Raw genomic sequence first — 1866 nt, 5'->3', positions numbered from 1 at the left:
TTTTGTTCTAATATTTGCAGATTTTAGGGTTTTATCTTCTGATAGTTTTGAAGCATATTTATCCCTATATACTGGATTATTAGAATTTGTATTCCATCTTTGTCCAGTAAAATGAGAATAATCTACTCCAAACTCATCCATTTTCTTTCTAACTGTTTTTGGATTAGAACCTTCTGGCTTCAATCCTAGTCTTCTACATAATTCTGCGAAAGAATAACAATCTTTAACTTTCTCTTCCAATAATTCCTTAGTATAATTTACTTTTTTCATGATATATTAATTTGTTATTTTACTATTTACGAATATAATATATAAAAATTATACTTCCAAATTATTGGTAGACAAAATTAGAAAATGAGAGTTTTGTCTACCTTAAAGTCTGTTGCGTCTACCTATTCCGCCATCAGAGCATAAAGGGAGGATAACCCTCCCAATATTTAGTACACCAATCCTCCTCTATACAAAGAAGGTTTGCTTTCTAAGTTAAGAACCTTAATAGCTATGTCATAACCATATTCTGATTCCAGCATGATGATACCATCCTTATTAATTGGGGAAGTAATAGTACCATATCCGCCTAGATCTTCTCCAACCAGCATAAGGTTTATAGCTACAGGAGTATTAATTCTTCTAGAATAGATGTCAAGATCATCTTCATCTAGAGTATACTCCTTTCCATTGTCATCTTTCTCTTTTGTTCCTACTTTATTCAACAGTTCAACAAAAGCTTCAGGAGAACCTTTCTCTTCTTCATTAAATCTGTGAAATTTAATAAAGTAAGAATGTTTGGCTTGCTCAACATTCAAGAAGTTCTTGAAAGAATTTACAGAGCATCCGTGAATGTTAACCTCTTCCACGACAGACTTAAGAATGTCAATAGTAGAAATAGCTAGGCTATCAATGAAGGTAATGATGTCATCTGCATACTCCTTGTATAGGAGATTGTCGTCAAGATACTCCTTGATAATTTCTACTTGCAGATTTCCAAAGGACTTATGATACCTAATTCTGGAAGGGCGTCCAATAAGATTTTCATTAATCCACAGCTTGTTTGTAGTTAGAAGAAATACTCTCCTGTAGGGACTGTTATATACTCCATCCATCACAGAAAGTAAATCCAAATCGTGCTTCTTTTCAGTATTAAAGTTCTTTTCGAATTCATCGAAGAAGAGAATGCAGGGACAATTTATTTTAGCTATAAAATCAGCTAATCCAGAGTACGGGCTGTTAATAAGTATCACAGGAAGATTCATTTTGTTAGCCAAGATTTTAGCTGTAATCGTCTTACCTGTACCTTTAACACCATTAAACAATATTCCAAGGTTTGAAGAGGTATTTTCATAGGTCTTCATAATATGGTTTATAAGCCTAGATTCAACTCCATAAACTTTAAAATCAAAATGAAAATTATCTGCAAATTCTTCGAGATAAATTTCGTGAGTCATTTCGTCGATTCCCATCATGTAGATTTTCTTGTCTAGAGATTCGATAGTAATGACTGTGTCTTCTACTTGCTTAAGTATTCGTCCGTTCTTAAGCCAAACAATGTTTGGGGTATTCATATGAATAATTTAGTAAATACTTTAATAGTAAACTCATTATTAGATTTTAAAGCAGACAATTTCTTATTTTTATGAGGAAATTTTCTCCATTTTAGAGGTGTTAACTACAATCCAGTCATTATTATGTTAATATAGTTAATATAGACGCCATAAAAGTCACACTACTAGCTATAATGGAATATACCAGCTGTATTTCATCTATATTACTATCATACTTCCTCCTTCTATTTATATTAATTACTAATCCTATACAAATAATTAAAAGTATAAAACCTACAATAATATGTATAAAATCTTTATATAG

The 1866-nt window shown here is 31.4% G+C and carries 2 protein-coding genes; both read right to left on the bottom strand.

Annotated features, from left to right (window positions below; all coding sequences use genetic code 11):
* A partial coding sequence (locus tag ACI3VO_RS00850) for a hypothetical protein (RefSeq protein WP_439756082.1) occupies positions 1-270 on the bottom strand: 270 nt, incomplete at its 3' end.
* Positions 271-437: 167 nt separating this feature from the next.
* Positions 438-1562 carry an ATP-binding protein gene (locus tag ACI3VO_RS00845; RefSeq protein WP_439756081.1) on the bottom strand — a complete coding sequence of 375 codons (1125 nt, stop codon included), beginning with the start codon at positions 1560-1562 and terminating at the stop codon, positions 438-440.
* Positions 1563-1866: the final 304 nt, after the last annotated feature.

Source organism: Intestinibacter sp., assembly GCF_051866655.1.
GTDB lineage: Bacteria > Bacillota > Clostridia > Peptostreptococcales > Peptostreptococcaceae > Intestinibacter.
Note: the sequence above shows the minus strand (reverse complement) of the source record. Positions and strands in the feature narration are given on the sequence as shown.